The organism is Pseudoalteromonas sp. JB197 (genome assembly GCF_002332205.1).
Lineage (GTDB): Bacteria > Pseudomonadota > Gammaproteobacteria > Enterobacterales > Alteromonadaceae > Pseudoalteromonas > Pseudoalteromonas nigrifaciens.
Window position 1 is genome coordinate 161130 of the sequence record NZ_NRGZ01000001.1, and the last position, 13048, is coordinate 174177.

Sequence of the window (13048 nt, forward strand, 5' to 3'; positions counted from 1 at the left end):
GAATTCAAGATTGATTCTAATCACATTATAAATCAATAGGTGCAAGTTACATGTTTAGTATTCCCTCAATTAGCGACGCCGAAAAACTTATCGAAGAAAAACTCGGAGGGTGGTTTGATGTTGTTATAAGCCATATTCCTAATTTTATTGTGGCAGTTATTATTGTCATTCTATTTTCTATGCTGGCTCGCTTTGCCGGTAACTTAATGAAAAATTTATTACGCCGCTCCCTCGATTCAAAACAGATAGCTGATTTAATGGCTTCTATATTTAAAGTGCTGATATTAAGTGTAGGAGTGTTTATAGCACTGGATTTTATGGGCTTAAAAGGCACTGTAACGTCATTACTAGCTGGTGCCGGTATTGTTGGTTTAGCGATTGGTTTTGCATTTCAAGATATGACCGAAAACTTAATAGCAGGTATTGCTATGGGTATTCGTAAGCCATTTAAACCAGGTGATGTAATAAAAACTGATGATGTGTTTGGCTCTGTGCATTCAATAAACCTGCGTAATACACTAATAGAGAGCTTTTATGGGCAGCAAATACTAGTGCCTAATAAAATACTATTTAGAAATGTATTGCGAAACTACAGCACGCTAGGCGTTAGACGCATAGAAGTGCCGGTAAGAATTTCATTAACAGAAGACATAGAAAAAGCCGCAAACGTTATTGTGGATAAAATTAATCAATTTGAGTGTGAGCGTCTAGCGAACTACACCTATGTTTTAAAATTCCAGGGTAACAAGCTGTCGATATCGGGCTCAGGCTGGCACAGTTCATCAAGGCAAGCACAGATGTAATTAAATGGGATTAGACCATTTATCTTGGCGGTTTCCACAATGCTGTAAAGGGTGGCACTAGCATGGGCACCGTTAGCCGTTTGGCTAAATAACCAATTCTTTCGGCCTATCACAAACGGTTTTACCGCGCGTTCTGCTCTATTATTATCGATGCTAAGTCGGCCATCATCAACATAGCGTATGAGCTTGTGCCATTGATTTGCCAGGTAATTAGCTGCCTCTATCAGTTTGCTGTTCCCCACTAAATTTGGCTGATCCTGCTCAAGCCATATTTTTAGCTTGCTAAGAATAGGCAGGCTAACCTCTTGTCTTGCCGTATATTTGTCATCCACACTTTTATCTTTGATGCGTGACTCAACGCCGTACAGTTTTTGGATAAGGCTCAATACCACATCCACTTTGCCGGTTTTGTTTTTACCTTGTAGCTTTTTCGCGTCGATAAATTTACGACGAGCATGCGCCCAGCAGCCGATTAAGGTTGCCTCTGTTCTGGCATAGGCTTGATAGCCATCCACGTGCAAGTACCCTTGATATCCATCAAGATAATTGACCACGCAGGCGGCCGCGCGACTATTGTGGAAGTCGTAAAGTACGATATTAGGGATAGGATTATTCGGGTCTGGTGAATCCCTACCTGAGCAATACACCCACATGTAGCTGTTCACTTTATCTGATTTCACCACTTTTAATGGCGTTTCATCGGCAAACAACGTGGGCTGCTTTAGCAGTTCGGCTTTAAGCCGCTCAACGAGTGGCACGAAGAGTGTGGCGGATTTGTCTATCCAACTACTCATGGTTTGGCGACTGAGCTCAATACCGTATTGTTTGAACATCGCTTCCTGGCGATAAAGCGGTAACCCATATTGGTATTTACTGGTGATAAGCTGACTGAGCAAACTGCTCGTTGCCATGCCTTTGTTGATAGGCATGGCAGGCATTGAGGCTTGCTTTATCGGTGTATGAGTCGAGGATTTATCACAGTGACGGCAAGCGTACTTAGGACGAATGTGCTCAATTACTTTGATTTGAGCGGGGATAAACTCAAGCTTTTCTGACTTGTCTTCACCCATTTTATGTAGCTCACCGCCACAGCAATGACACAATTTATCTTCAATATCGTGAATAACCTGCTCACGGGGTAAGTCTTTTGGCAGTGGCTTACGCACCGGCTTTTTACGGGTATAACTAATGGATTGTTGCTCAGCCTCAGCGGCTTCAATAATCTCTTCCACTTCATTGAATAACTCGCCTTGCCCTACAAAGCCTTCAGCACTTTTGCCGAATTGTTTTTGTTGGGCTAAACGCCAGCGCTCTTCCAAGGCTGCGATTTGTGCATCCTTCTGCGCTAACAGTTTTTCAAGTTCAGCAATACGCTGTTTAAGGGCGAGTTCATTTTTCATGAGGCCTATTTTAAGGCATAACAAAAGGCTTTCCAGTGCTAACTGAGCTAACTTTGATGATCATCAATCGATCGCAAATATTAAAGCACTTGCTTACCTGCAATATCAATTTTGCTGTGGCCAATCACATCATAACCCGATAATAACCAGTGTAATTGCTGCTCGCTTAAGGTCATGGTGGGTGACATGAGTTTGGGCCATTTGAACTTATGCTTATCTAATCGCTTATACCACAGTGCAAAACCGGTGTTATCCCAGTAAAGCAGTTTGAGTTTGTCACGGCCTTTATTACAAAACACAAATAGCGCACCACTGAGCACGGGTAGTTCAAGCTCTGCTTCCACCAACGCCGCCAGACCATTAATTGATTTTCGAAAATCAACGGCATCGACACATAAATAGACGGTGGGTACATCAACGAACATCCTCATACCGTTAGCCCTTTAATAATGGCAACGATATCGGCCGTCGCTAAATCGATAGGAAACGTGAGTTGGCCGGTTAGCGTATCAAACTGCAGCGTATTTTGACGAGTTTGCGCGCAGACTTCAGTAGTTTGTTTTACCTGGACAAAACGTGATGATGTAAGGCACTGCGTGTGCACTGGCAAGGTGGAATTAGGCTGGTCTTTTGCCAGTAAAGCACGTTGTTTATAATAAGTCGTAATAGCGACATTATGGTGTTGGCAGAATTCAATATTAGTACCACTAAACGTACTGCGTTGCAGCAAAAGCTGCTGCCACTGTGCGCTTGTTCTGTAAGTTTTCATCACCTGCTCCGAATTTATCATTGAGCAGGTATTTTTAGATAATCAGAACATCGATGCTAGGTGTGGTTCGCTAGACGCTTACATTTGAGTTTGTAATACGCCAAGATGAAACGGCCGTATACGCCGAGAGTTTTGGCGACAGTAGTATTAATTTATTATTGTGGTTTTGGATTAAATACCCTGGTGAGCCAGACTTTATGACAGTACGCCACAAAGGTGTTGTGGCAGTACAGCAAGCACTAAATGAGGCTGATATTCGTATTCCATTCCCAATACGTAGTTTAGATTTTGGGGTTAAAGATGGCGAAAACCTCGATGCAATAATAAGTAATAAAGTAAATACACAATCGTCAAAGCAAGAAGGAGCTGATGGCTCTACAATCAATAAAGAAGACTAGATAACCTGAACGCTGGTTAAATTATATTGCGTAAAAGTTACTTTTAACCAGCGCGCATTTACACAGTAATGTGCGCTGGTTTATTTATTAAACCAGCAACCAAGTTGCGGTGCCTAAAAAGGCAAATATACCTACTATATCGGTTACTGTAGTGAGTATTACACTGCCAGCAAGTGCAGGGTCTATTTTCATACGTTTAAGTATTATAGGAATACACGCACCCGCCACACCCGCAACAACTAAGTTCATAAACATTGCAAACGCCAGTACCGCGCCAAGCATTAAGTCCCATTGCCATAGGGCTATAACACTGGCAATTAAAACAGCCCATAAAATACCGTTTAATGCACCAATGGCGAGCTCTTTTATCATTACAAAACGTTGGTTAGTTTGGTTAATATGACCCACTGCTATACCACGAATAACCAAGGTTAATGACTGGCTACCGGCCACCCCACCCATTGAGGGGACAATGCCGTTAAGCACGGCTAAAATAGGCAGTATTGCTAAAGTGCCTTCAAAAAAGCTGGCAACAAAAGCGGCTGCCAGAGCCGTTAATAAGTTAACACCTAGCCAAACAGAGCGTTTTTTTGAGCTTTTTAAAACCGGTGCAAAGGTATCTTCTTCATCATCAAGACCCGCTAAACCTAATAAGTGATGCTCTGCGTCTTCACGAATTACATCAACAATGTCATCGATAGTAACACGGCCAAGTAGCTGGGCGTTGTCGTCAACTACTGGGGCTGATATCCAGTTATGACGTTCAAATAACTGCGCCACTTCGCTTTCATCCATCGAAATAGGAATAGACTCACAGTCTTCATCCATTAGGTCGTGAACAATTTTTTCGGGCGAATTGGTTAGTAAGGTACTTAACGATAAAGCGCCTAAAAAACAGTTATGCTTATCGACAACGTAAAGGTCGTCGGTACCCTCAGGGAGTTCGCCGCGCAGACGAATGTAACGCAGTACCACATCTAGGGTTACATCAGGGCGAATGGTTACTGTATCTGTGTTCATCAGCGCGCCAGCAGAGCGTTCCTGATAGGAGAGTGCTTGCGTAGCACGTTCTCTATCTTGAATGTCCATGGCGCTAACCACGTCTTTATAAACCGTGTCAGGCAGGCTTCGCAGTACTTCACCTAAGTCATCGTGGCCCATGTCTTCAGTGGCAGCAGCAATGTGCTTAGGTTCCATTTGGGCAATAATGCCTAAACGTACATCTTCAGAGAGTTCTTCAAGGACATCACCTTGTACATCTGGATCAACTAATTGCCAGAGCAGGCGACGAACTTTATGTGGTGATGATTCTAGTAAAAGTGCGGTATCACAAGGAGCTGTTTTTGCCAGCATACGCCTAACTTGAACAAACTGACCACTATTGAGTGACTTGGTCACTTGTTGTAATTGTTGTAATTGTTGTAGTGGGTAGTCTTGTTCGAAAGTTTCGGGCATTGGCGTCCTTAATTTATTTTTATAACGTTAGGGAAGAAGTTAGTCATTAACTTCGTTCAGTTTATCTTACTTTTTTTAGCCAAACTAGCTTAAGGTTTCACTAACCCTATATTTTAGCTCGTTTACTTGGTTTAAATAAAGTGCCTACTATTCTTGTTCGTTAAAGCGCTGCGCTATTAATTGGCCAACGGCATGTAAAGCATGCTCTGCATCGGGTCCTTCGCACACTACTTTTACTTCTTTACCTTGGCTGCTTTCTAGTAACATTAAAGCCAGTACACTATCGCCAGCGGCTTCTTTTTCATCTTGAAATAAGGTAATAGATGCGTCAAATTGTACCGCTAATTGTGCTAATACGGTAGCGGCTCTAGCATGCAGACCAAGTTTGTTTTTTATTAAAAACGTATTTTCTAAGCGCATAAGATACTCTACTTAAGCTGAACAGATGATTATTTAAATTGAATTATTTTTCTTGCTCGCGATGGCGAATTTTTACATTAGGGTGAGACATAGCAAAGCTTTCACCAATTGTTTGCGCTAAATAAACTGAGCGGTGCTGACCACCAGTACAACCAATAGCAATGGTTAAATAACTGCGATTATTACGCTCTAGGTGTGGTAACCACGTTTGTACAAAGGTTTGAATTTGCCAAGTGAATTTTTGCACAATACTATGACTAGCTAAATAATCTTTTACTGGTTGATCTAATCCAGTTAAAGGCTTGAGCTCCGGTTCCCAGTGTGGGTTTGGTAAAAAACGCGCATCAAAAACATAATCAGCACCTTTGGGAATACCATGCTTAAAGCCAAACGACTCAAAGGTAATGATAAGCTGTTTGTCTTTTTTACCGAGTATGGTTTCACGCATAGATTCAGCAAGTTGATGCACACTTAAATCGGTTGTATCAATGACATGATCAGCCCGCGTTACGAGTACATCGAGTAATTCTTTTTCCTTTTTTATTGCTAAATCTAGCGGTAGCGAATCAATCGAAAGCGGGTGCAAACGACGTGTTTCTGAATAACGGCGGATTAACGTTTGATCGTCGCTATCTAAATAAAATAACGTTGGTTTAGCAAAGTCGGGCAAGTACTCAAGAATATCGTTAAACTGCTGCTGATCTTTAGGCAGGTTACGCACGTCTATACTAACGGCTATTTTATCGTAGTTATCAGAGACACTGCGCACTAATGAAGGCAGCAAATTTACCGGAATATTATCTACACAATAGTAACCTAAATCTTCTACAACACGTAAAGCAACTGACTTACCAGAACCTGATCGGCCACTTATAATAATTAATTCCATTTACCACCCCTTTATTAGTAACTAGGATTGATCCAAAATAACTTGGTATAACGCTTCATCAGACTTTGCCGCACGCAATTGCTTACAAAACTCTTTATCGTTTAGTTTATCAGCTATTGTGGCTAGTGTTTTCAAGTGCTGCTGGTTATCGCCATCGGGCACTATAAGCGCAACAAAAATATCAACTGGACGATTATCAATTGCATCAAAATTAATAGCGGTTTCGCTTATTAAAATTAAGGCAAGAGGCTCTTGTGCCCCGCTCATACGGCCATGTGGAATTGCTATTCCTCGGCCAATACCGGTACTACCTAACTTTTCTCTTGCCAATAAAGCAGTGAGAATATCTTGCTGAGGTAAATACGGCATTTTTTTATGCGCGAGTTCACTGATGAATTCTAAAATTCTTTTTTTACTATTAAAAAGGACCACAGCTTTGCTGCAGTCCAGGCATATAAGTGAGCTTAATTTCATAGTGTTAGTGTCGAGCAAACTTCTCTTTGTGTTTAATTACTTGACGATCGAGTTTGTCAATCAACGAGTCAATGGCAGCGTACATATCTTGGTGTTCGGTCGATGCAAATAGCTCAGCGCCACTTACAAAAATTGTTGCTTCAGCTTTTTGACTTAATTTTTCTACATCGAGAATAACATGCACATTAGTTATGTGATCTGAGTGTCTTTGCAGCTTTGCAAATTTATTATTTACATAGTCTCTTAATGAGTCTGTAATGTCTACATGACGACCAGTTAAGTTTAGTTGCATCAGCATTTTCCTCTTTGTTGTACGTCTTAAATCAAGCTTTTACGTTGATTCGACGGGGGAATAGCCAGAGATTCGCGATATTTTGCAATTGTCCGTCTAGCTACTTTAATTCCTTGCTCAGCCAATATATCTGCAATCTTGCTATCACTCAATGGTTTGGCTAAGTTTTCTGCAGCTATCAACTTTTTAATCAGGGCACGTATGGCAGTTGATGAACATTCGCCACCATTTTCGGTGCTTACATGGCTTGAAAAAAAGTACTTAAGCTCAAAAATGCCACGTGGAGTGTGCATATATTTTTGCGTAGTGACCCGTGAAATAGTCGACTCGTGCATTTCAACTATTTCGGCAACATCGTTTAATACCATAGGTTTCATGGCTTCTGGGCCATGTTCAAAAAACGCTTGTTGCTGCTTAACAATACAATTAGTTACTTTCAGGAGTGTTTCGTTTCTACTTTCGAGGCTTTTAATAAACCATTTAGCTTCTTGTAAGTGCGAGCGAATAAATTGGCTGTCACCGCTGGATTTTACTGTACGAGACATAGCCGCATATTGGCTGTTAACACGTATTTTTGGCATGCTATCTGGGTTTAGCTCTACCACCCAGCGGCCTTTTATTTTTTTAACAGACACGTCAGGTATAACGTATTCAGACTCTTCTCTGACAATAGTATCCGCAGGCTTAGGGTTAAGCGTATGAATAAGTGTCATTATTTCTTTAAGCTCTTCTTCTTTGAGCTTAGTTTTTTTCATTAACGTACGATAGTCGCGAGCAGCGAGTAAATCGATATGATCAGTTAACACCATTTTTGTTTCGTTAATATAAGGGGTGTCTTTATCAAATTGATTTAATTGAATGCATAAGCATTCTTGCAAGCTGCGAGCTGCAATACCAACAGGATCAAATAATTGAATGCGCTTTAGCACTGCTTCTATTTCATCTAGTTCTACTTCGTGTTCGTCATCACTTTCTTGATTAAAGCTTGCTAAAAGGTCTTCGCAACTGATAGTTAAAATACCAGAGTCATCTACGGCTTCAACAATAGCTATGGCAATAGCTTCGTCTATAGGACTAAAAGGAGTGAGCTGTAATTGCCACATTAAGTACTCATGCAGGGTTTCGGCTGATGCACCTTGATAAATAGATTCATCTTCAGGCATTGGCCCTGATGAAGAGGCAGGCGCTGCGCTCATATATTCATCCCATGATACATCCATGGCCATATCGTCGCTTATGGTGTCTTTGTTTAGTGCTTCACCGCTATCTTGCTCATACTCGCTTGGGGTGTCGTCAGCAGAGGCGCTAACAGTAATGTCATCTGCTTTTTGCTCGTTTTTACCTGCTGATTCTTCCGTGTAATCTTGTTCATCAACTTCAAGTAATGGGTTGCTATCAAGTGCTTCTTGTATTTCTTGCTGGAGATCCAAGGTACTAAGCTGCAATAAGCGAATAGCCTGTTGCAGTTGCGGAGTCATTGTAAGTTGCTGGCCCATGCGCAGCTGTAATGATTGCCTCATTTATCTCTAACAATCCTTATAAATTGATATGATTAATCTTAGCAGATGCTTATAGTAATAACATAAATATTACAGTTTGAACTGCTCGCCTAAATAAACATCACGTACTGTTTTATCGTTTAATACAAATTCAGGAGTACCAGATGCAATTAGCTCCCCATGAGAAACAATGTAGGCTTTTTCACAAACATCAAGGGTTTCCCTTACATTGTGGTCGGTAATTAGCACGCCAATACCACGATTTTTAAGGTGTTCTATAATTTTTTTAATATCGAGTACTGAAATAGGATCCACGCCAGCAAAGGGCTCATCAAGCAATATAAATTTAGGATCTGCAGCTAAAGCACGTGCTATTTCTACGCGGCGACGTTCACCACCAGATAGCGCCATACCTAAGCTGTCGCGAATATGTTGCAGGCTAAATTCGTCCAATAAACTATTTAGGGTTTCTTCCCTGGCTTGTTTATTTAGTTGCTTACGCGTTTCTAAAATAGCCATTAAATTTTGATACACAGTGAGCTTTCTAAAAATAGAAGATTCTTGTGGTAAATAACCAATACCTAAACGAGCACGGCTGTGCATAGGAAGTAAGGTAATATCGTTATCATCAATTAATATTTTACCTTTGTCGCTAGGTACTAAGCCTACAATCATGTAAAAGGTAGTGGTTTTACCTGCGCCATTTGGGCCAAGTAAACCAACAATGCTGCCAGCTTTTACTTCAAGTCCTACATTTTTAACAACTTCACGGCCTTTATAGCTTTTTGCTAATAGCTCTGCTTTTAATGTACTCATGGCTGACCTTTATTGAGTTTTTGTTCTTTTTTTGCGTCTATAGGCACTAAAATAGTGTGTACCCGATCAGTTGAGTTTTCATCTTTTTCAGCACTTATAAGCTGTTGCTCTATATCGTAGGTGATGCTTTTAGCCGTAATTTTTTGCCCAGCTTGAGAAATGTTTGCATCTCCTACTAGGGTTAAAAAACGTTTCGCTACATCGTAACGTACTTCGTTAGCGCTGGCGCTCATGACAGTACCATCTGCTTGCTTTTCTTCAAAATATGCAGGACTGCCCGTGGCAATTAATAGTTGTTTATTATCGCCAAGTTCGTCGCGCTTATGTACTTCTAAACGATCGGCGGTGATACGACGATTACCGTGAATTATCTCGACGTTTTTCTCAAAAATACCAACGTTTTCTTTTAGTTGGCCTTCTTGGCGGTCAGCACTAATAGAAATTTGATTAGCTAATGGGGAAGTACTTTGCTCTGCCGCATTACTATTAAATACAAGTATAAGCGATGGAATAATAAGTATTTTTGCAAGGTTATTGGTCATAATATAGTGTTCGCGTATGGTTAATTAGTTTTATCACCTCGGTTGTTAAATTGGCTTCAAGGCCTTTACCGGTGATCTTTAAATTCGGTCCAGTTATAATAACGGGTTGTTCGCTGTGCATAGTGAGTAGCTTTATATCTACTTGAATATTGTCGGCGGTGATTTTGTCTATCATTGCACCATCAATTAAGTTTTGGGCAGTTACATTACCCTCTAAAATTAATTGTCTTTCATCGTAAAGTGTTGCTTCATCAGCATTTATACGCCACGTTTTTTGTCTATCGTCGTACAATATAAAAGTAGGTTTTTCGAATAAGGTAAATCCTAGCTGCTCGTAAAGCTCCGTTTTAACCGCAGTTACTTTATGGCTAATTTCACCGTTTTCGTCAAAAGCTGTTTGTTTTAGCTCAATGGCGGTGTAATCGGGTTTAGCTATCACTTCTGCGTCGGCTTTAACAACCGCATTTATCTGAGTAAAATAAGGGTACCAAAGCCAAACCATACAGCTGATGAATAAAACGCTTAAGACTATGCGCGCTATATTCATGAACTAGTGCCTTGGCTGGTTAATGGTTTATTGTTTTCAAGCATAAGTAAGTCGGTCAGCTCTCTTACTGCACCAAAACCACCCGGCATTTGCGTAGTGTAATGTGCTAAGCGTTTAATTAGTGGGTGCGCATCGTTTACTGCGACTGCAAAGCCAACTAACTCCATAACAGGCATATCTGGGCCGTCATCACCAATATAAGCAATTTGCTCATCGCTTAAATTAAGCTTGTTTTTAAGCTCTTGGTAGGCAATAAGCTTGTTTTCTTGACCTTGATAAATATGCTGTACGGTTAAGCTGGTCATGCGTTGTTGTACTATTTGCGAGTGCCTGCCGGTAATAACCGCTACTTCAAAGCCGCTGTTAATAAGTGCTTTAATACCAAAGCCATCTTTTGTATTAAATGCTTTTAGCTCTTCACCTTGGTTGCCTAGGTAAATTCGGCCATCAGAAAATACGCCATCAATATCGCATATAAGTAGCTTTACTTTTTTTGCGCGCGCTTTAGCGTCATCACTTAGCGCTTGATAGAGCTCTCCAAATTGCATTTATAATACTCCCGCTTTAAGTAGGTCTTGCATATTGAGTGCACCAATAGGCTGATTATGCTCATTAATAATAATTAAGCCATTAATACGTTTATGTTCCATAATATTAAGCGCTTGCGCAGCAAGCATATCTTGGGTTGCCGTGGTACACGATTTAGTCATTACTGCATCTATTGACGTGGTATGAATATCAACGCGTTGCTCTAAAATACGGCGTAAATCACCATCGGTAAATAACCCAGCGAGTTGCTGATTATCGTCAACTATGGCGGTCATACCTAAGCCTTTAGCTGTCATTTCAATCAGCGCATCTTTAATAGTTTGCGAAGTAGTTATAATAGGCGTATTTACACCGCTGTGCATAACATCTTTTAAGGTGAGCAGTAATCGCTTCCCTAAACTGCCACCGGGATGCGATAGTGCAAAGTCATCGGCAGTAAATCCGCGTGCTTCTAACAGTGCTACCGCCATTGCATCGCCCATAGCGAGTGTTGCCGTGGTACTGGCTGTTGGTGCTAAGCCTAATGAGCAGGCTTCTTTTTCTACTTTAATGCATACATGCACGTTAGCAAGTGTGGCCATGGTTGATTGTGTATTTCCTGTCATGGAAATAATTTTTGCACCAAGGCGTTTTAACACTGGAATAATATTAAGTACTTCACTGGTTTCGCCTGAGTTAGAAATAAGCATAACGACATCGTTTTTAGTGATCATGCCCAAATCGCCGTGGCTGGCTTCGCCTGGGTGCACAAAAAAAGCAGGGCTACCAGTGCTTGCTAAAGTTGCCGCAATTTTATGGCCAATATGCCCCGACTTACCCATGCCAATAATTATAATACGGCCACTGCAGTCATACATAAGCTGACATGCCTGATGAAAATTATCATCTACATATTGTTTTATATCAAAAAGTGCTTGGCGCTCGATATCAAGAACACGTAGCCCTTGCTCGATAAAACTTAGCTTGGTCATAGACAACTCTTACCCTATTTGACTAAAGATGTAACCTTGGTAAATCAAAAATGCGCTTAGCAGTAAACCACCTTCTACTCTATTGATACGCTGTGCGCCTCTAAAGTTCAATGACATAACAATAAGTGCCAAGGTTGCTGCAATCATAATCAGTACATCACGATTAGCAATAGAAGGGTCGATTATCGATGGATTGATAATACCGGCAAGTGGTAACACGGCTAAAATATTAAAAATATTTGAGCCCACAATATTACCCAGTGCTAGGTCATCTTCATTTTTAAGCACACCTGCAACAGACGCTGCCAGTTCTGGTAAACTGGTGCCAATAGCAATAATAGTTAAGCCAATTACCAAGTCACTTAAGCCAAAGAATTTTGCAATATCGACAGCTGAGCCAACTAAAAAATGAGAACTAACAGGAAGTAATATCAAGCCTACAATTAGCCAAAAAACAGCCTTTTTAGTGGGAACGTTGTCGGGTACTTCATCGCAGGCTTCGTTTACAAATGGATCATTATTATTTTTAGCTCTTAGGGAAATAATAATAAGTCCAAAAATAAATACAATAAAACCAATAAGTAAAGCAATTGATTCTGGATATGAAAAATAGTTATCTGAAAAAATATACCAAGTAGCTAACGAAATAATTAATACCAGAGGTATTTCACGTTTTAGGGTACTTGATGAAACAGACAGCGGGCGCAATAAAGCGGTAATACCCAGTACTAATAAAATATTGGTTATGTTTGAGCCAACGACATTGCCTATGGCTGTATCGGTTTTGCCTGCTAAAGCGGCTGAAGCCGAAACCATCATTTCAGGTGCAGATGAACCCATTGCAACAACGGTTAACCCTACAATTAAAGTAGGCACACCAAAGTTTTTCGCCAGTGCCGCGGCGCCATAAACAAACTTGTCTGCGCTCCAAACTAAACCAGCAAGACCAAAAATTAAAATAATAAATGAGGTAACCATTGTATTGAACCAGTTATTGAAAATATATATTGCGCGAATAGTAACAAAAGCCAATCTGAAAGTATAAATAAAACAGTGGCGAAGATGGCGGTTAATCACTTATTTTATAAATATTTAGGGTATGCTATGCAAAGGTTTAAGCCAAGGTTAAGGTGATTTGAGCGAGCCTTATAACTGTTTTGGCAATTACATTACAAAATCTTACGAATTGTTTTTTCCATCTTGGTCGAAAAAGCCTTAAAATAG

At 40.6% G+C, this 13048-nt stretch carries 15 protein-coding genes and 2 pseudogenes; 2 read left to right on the forward strand and 15 right to left on the reverse strand.

The annotated features are described in order from the left end of the window. Positions 1-50: 50 nt before the first annotated feature. Positions 51-698, forward strand: a pseudogene (locus CIK86_RS00715) (mechanosensitive ion channel domain-containing protein); the annotation flags it as partial. A gap of 23 nt (positions 699-721) precedes the next feature. Here the strand turns inward: CIK86_RS00715 and CIK86_RS00720 are convergent. From CIK86_RS00720 to CIK86_RS00730, 3 genes are all read right to left on the reverse strand, one after another. After that, positions 722-2203, reverse strand: a complete 1482-nt coding sequence (locus CIK86_RS00720; RefSeq protein WP_096317070.1) for an IS66 family transposase — start codon at positions 2201-2203, stop codon at positions 722-724. Between the two features lie 80 nt (positions 2204-2283). Beyond that, positions 2284-2634: an IS66 family insertion sequence element accessory protein TnpB gene (gene tnpB, locus CIK86_RS00725; RefSeq protein ID WP_096317071.1), complete on the reverse strand. Its 351-nt coding sequence runs from the start codon at positions 2632-2634 to the stop codon at positions 2284-2286. Beyond that, the gene (locus tag CIK86_RS00730; RefSeq protein WP_024591408.1) at positions 2631-2972 is read right to left on the reverse strand and encodes a hypothetical protein; all 342 of its coding nucleotides are present in this window, start codon (positions 2970-2972) and stop codon (positions 2631-2633) included. Before CIK86_RS00730 ends, tnpB begins: the two co-directional genes overlap by 4 nt. Positions 2973-3055: 83 nt before the next feature. On the opposite strand from CIK86_RS00730, the pseudogene CIK86_RS00735 reads away from it, so the two are divergent. Beyond that, positions 3056-3370, forward strand: a pseudogene (locus tag CIK86_RS00735) (mechanosensitive ion channel family protein); the annotation flags it as partial. Between the two features lie 87 nt (positions 3371-3457). On the opposite strand, the gene mgtE reads toward CIK86_RS00735, so the two are convergent. The 12 genes from mgtE to CIK86_RS00795 all read right to left on the reverse strand — a co-directional run bounded on the left by mgtE (position 3458) and on the right by CIK86_RS00795 (position 12802). Further along, positions 3458-4825: a magnesium transporter gene (mgtE, locus tag CIK86_RS00740; RefSeq protein ID WP_086995381.1), complete on the reverse strand. Its 1368-nt coding sequence runs from the start codon at positions 4823-4825 to the stop codon at positions 3458-3460. A 147-nt stretch (positions 4826-4972) separates the two neighbouring features. Further along, positions 4973-5245: an HPr family phosphocarrier protein gene (locus CIK86_RS00745; RefSeq protein WP_011329203.1), complete on the reverse strand. Its 273-nt coding sequence runs from the start codon at positions 5243-5245 to the stop codon at positions 4973-4975. Between the two features lie 43 nt (positions 5246-5288). Next, positions 5289-6134 carry an RNase adapter RapZ gene (gene rapZ / locus CIK86_RS00750; RefSeq protein ID WP_011329202.1) on the reverse strand — a complete coding sequence of 282 codons (846 nt, stop codon included), beginning with the start codon at positions 6132-6134 and terminating at the stop codon, positions 5289-5291. Positions 6135-6155: 21 nt separating this feature from the next. After that, on the reverse strand, positions 6156-6608 hold the full coding sequence (gene ptsN, locus CIK86_RS00755; protein ID WP_086995384.1) for a PTS IIA-like nitrogen regulatory protein PtsN: 453 nt from the start codon (positions 6606-6608) through the stop codon (positions 6156-6158). Positions 6609-6612: 4 nt separating this feature from the next. Then, positions 6613-6900, reverse strand: a complete 288-nt coding sequence (gene hpf, locus CIK86_RS00760) for a ribosome hibernation promoting factor (RefSeq protein ID WP_011329200.1) — start codon at positions 6898-6900, stop codon at positions 6613-6615. A gap of 26 nt (positions 6901-6926) precedes the next feature. Then, positions 6927-8420 carry an RNA polymerase factor sigma-54 gene (locus tag CIK86_RS00765; RefSeq protein ID WP_086995388.1) on the reverse strand — a complete coding sequence of 498 codons (1494 nt, stop codon included), beginning with the start codon at positions 8418-8420 and terminating at the stop codon, positions 6927-6929. A 69-nt stretch (positions 8421-8489) separates the two neighbouring features. Then, positions 8490-9215 carry an LPS export ABC transporter ATP-binding protein gene (gene lptB, locus CIK86_RS00770; RefSeq protein ID WP_011329198.1) on the reverse strand — a complete coding sequence of 242 codons (726 nt, stop codon included), beginning with the start codon at positions 9213-9215 and terminating at the stop codon, positions 8490-8492. Further along, the gene (gene lptA, locus CIK86_RS00775; protein WP_058374149.1) at positions 9212-9757 is read right to left on the reverse strand and encodes a lipopolysaccharide transport periplasmic protein LptA; all 546 of its coding nucleotides are present in this window, start codon (positions 9755-9757) and stop codon (positions 9212-9214) included. Before lptA ends, lptB begins: the two co-directional genes overlap by 4 nt. Next, a complete protein-coding gene (gene lptC, locus CIK86_RS00780) occupies positions 9747-10304 on the reverse strand; it encodes an LPS export ABC transporter periplasmic protein LptC (RefSeq protein ID WP_086995391.1) in 558 nt (185 codons plus the stop codon). Before lptC ends, lptA begins: the two co-directional genes overlap by 11 nt. Further along, positions 10301-10852, reverse strand: coding sequence for a 3-deoxy-manno-octulosonate-8-phosphatase KdsC (gene kdsC / locus CIK86_RS00785; protein ID WP_086995394.1), 552 nt, complete (start codon positions 10850-10852; stop codon positions 10301-10303). Before kdsC ends, lptC begins: the two co-directional genes overlap by 4 nt. Beyond that, positions 10853-11824, reverse strand: a complete 972-nt coding sequence (locus CIK86_RS00790) for a KpsF/GutQ family sugar-phosphate isomerase (RefSeq protein WP_011329194.1) — start codon at positions 11822-11824, stop codon at positions 10853-10855. 9 nt (positions 11825-11833) lie between these two features. Then, on the reverse strand, positions 11834-12802 hold the full coding sequence (locus CIK86_RS00795; protein WP_086995397.1) for a calcium/sodium antiporter: 969 nt from the start codon (positions 12800-12802) through the stop codon (positions 11834-11836). Between the last annotated feature and the right edge of the window lie 246 nt (positions 12803-13048).

Excerpts from the sequence above, each read along its gene's own strand:
- CIK86_RS00765 (WP_086995388.1), bottom strand. The coding sequence starts at position 8,420 with ATGAGGCAATCATTACAGCTGCGCATGGGCCAGCAACTTACAATGACT.
- ptsN (WP_086995384.1), bottom strand. The coding sequence starts at position 6,608 with ATGAAATTAAGCTCACTTATATGCCTGGACTGCAGCAAAGCTGTGGTC.
- CIK86_RS00720 (WP_096317070.1), bottom strand. The coding sequence starts at position 2,203 with ATGAAAAATGAACTCGCCCTTAAACAGCGTATTGCTGAACTTGAAAAA.
- CIK86_RS00790 (WP_011329194.1), bottom strand. The coding sequence starts at position 11,824 with ATGACCAAGCTAAGTTTTATCGAGCAAGGGCTACGTGTTCTTGATATC.
- lptB (WP_011329198.1), bottom strand. The coding sequence starts at position 9,215 with ATGAGTACATTAAAAGCAGAGCTATTAGCAAAAAGCTATAAAGGCCGT.
- mgtE (WP_086995381.1), bottom strand. The coding sequence starts at position 4,825 with ATGCCCGAAACTTTCGAACAAGACTACCCACTACAACAATTACAACAA.
- kdsC (WP_086995394.1), bottom strand. The coding sequence starts at position 10,852 with ATGCAATTTGGAGAGCTCTATCAAGCGCTAAGTGATGACGCTAAAGCG.
- CIK86_RS00745 (WP_011329203.1), bottom strand. The coding sequence starts at position 5,245 with ATGCGCTTAGAAAATACGTTTTTAATAAAAAACAAACTTGGTCTGCAT.
- CIK86_RS00730 (WP_024591408.1), bottom strand. The coding sequence starts at position 2,972 with ATGAAAACTTACAGAACAAGCGCACAGTGGCAGCAGCTTTTGCTGCAA.
- lptA (WP_058374149.1), bottom strand. The coding sequence starts at position 9,757 with ATGACCAATAACCTTGCAAAAATACTTATTATTCCATCGCTTATACTT.
- rapZ (WP_011329202.1), bottom strand. The coding sequence starts at position 6,134 with ATGGAATTAATTATTATAAGTGGCCGATCAGGTTCTGGTAAGTCAGTT.
- tnpB (WP_096317071.1), bottom strand. The coding sequence starts at position 2,634 with ATGAGGATGTTCGTTGATGTACCCACCGTCTATTTATGTGTCGATGCC.
- CIK86_RS00795 (WP_086995397.1), bottom strand. The coding sequence starts at position 12,802 with ATGGTTACCTCATTTATTATTTTAATTTTTGGTCTTGCTGGTTTAGTT.
- hpf (WP_011329200.1), bottom strand. The coding sequence starts at position 6,900 with ATGCAACTAAACTTAACTGGTCGTCATGTAGACATTACAGACTCATTA.
- lptC (WP_086995391.1), bottom strand. The coding sequence starts at position 10,304 with ATGAATATAGCGCGCATAGTCTTAAGCGTTTTATTCATCAGCTGTATG.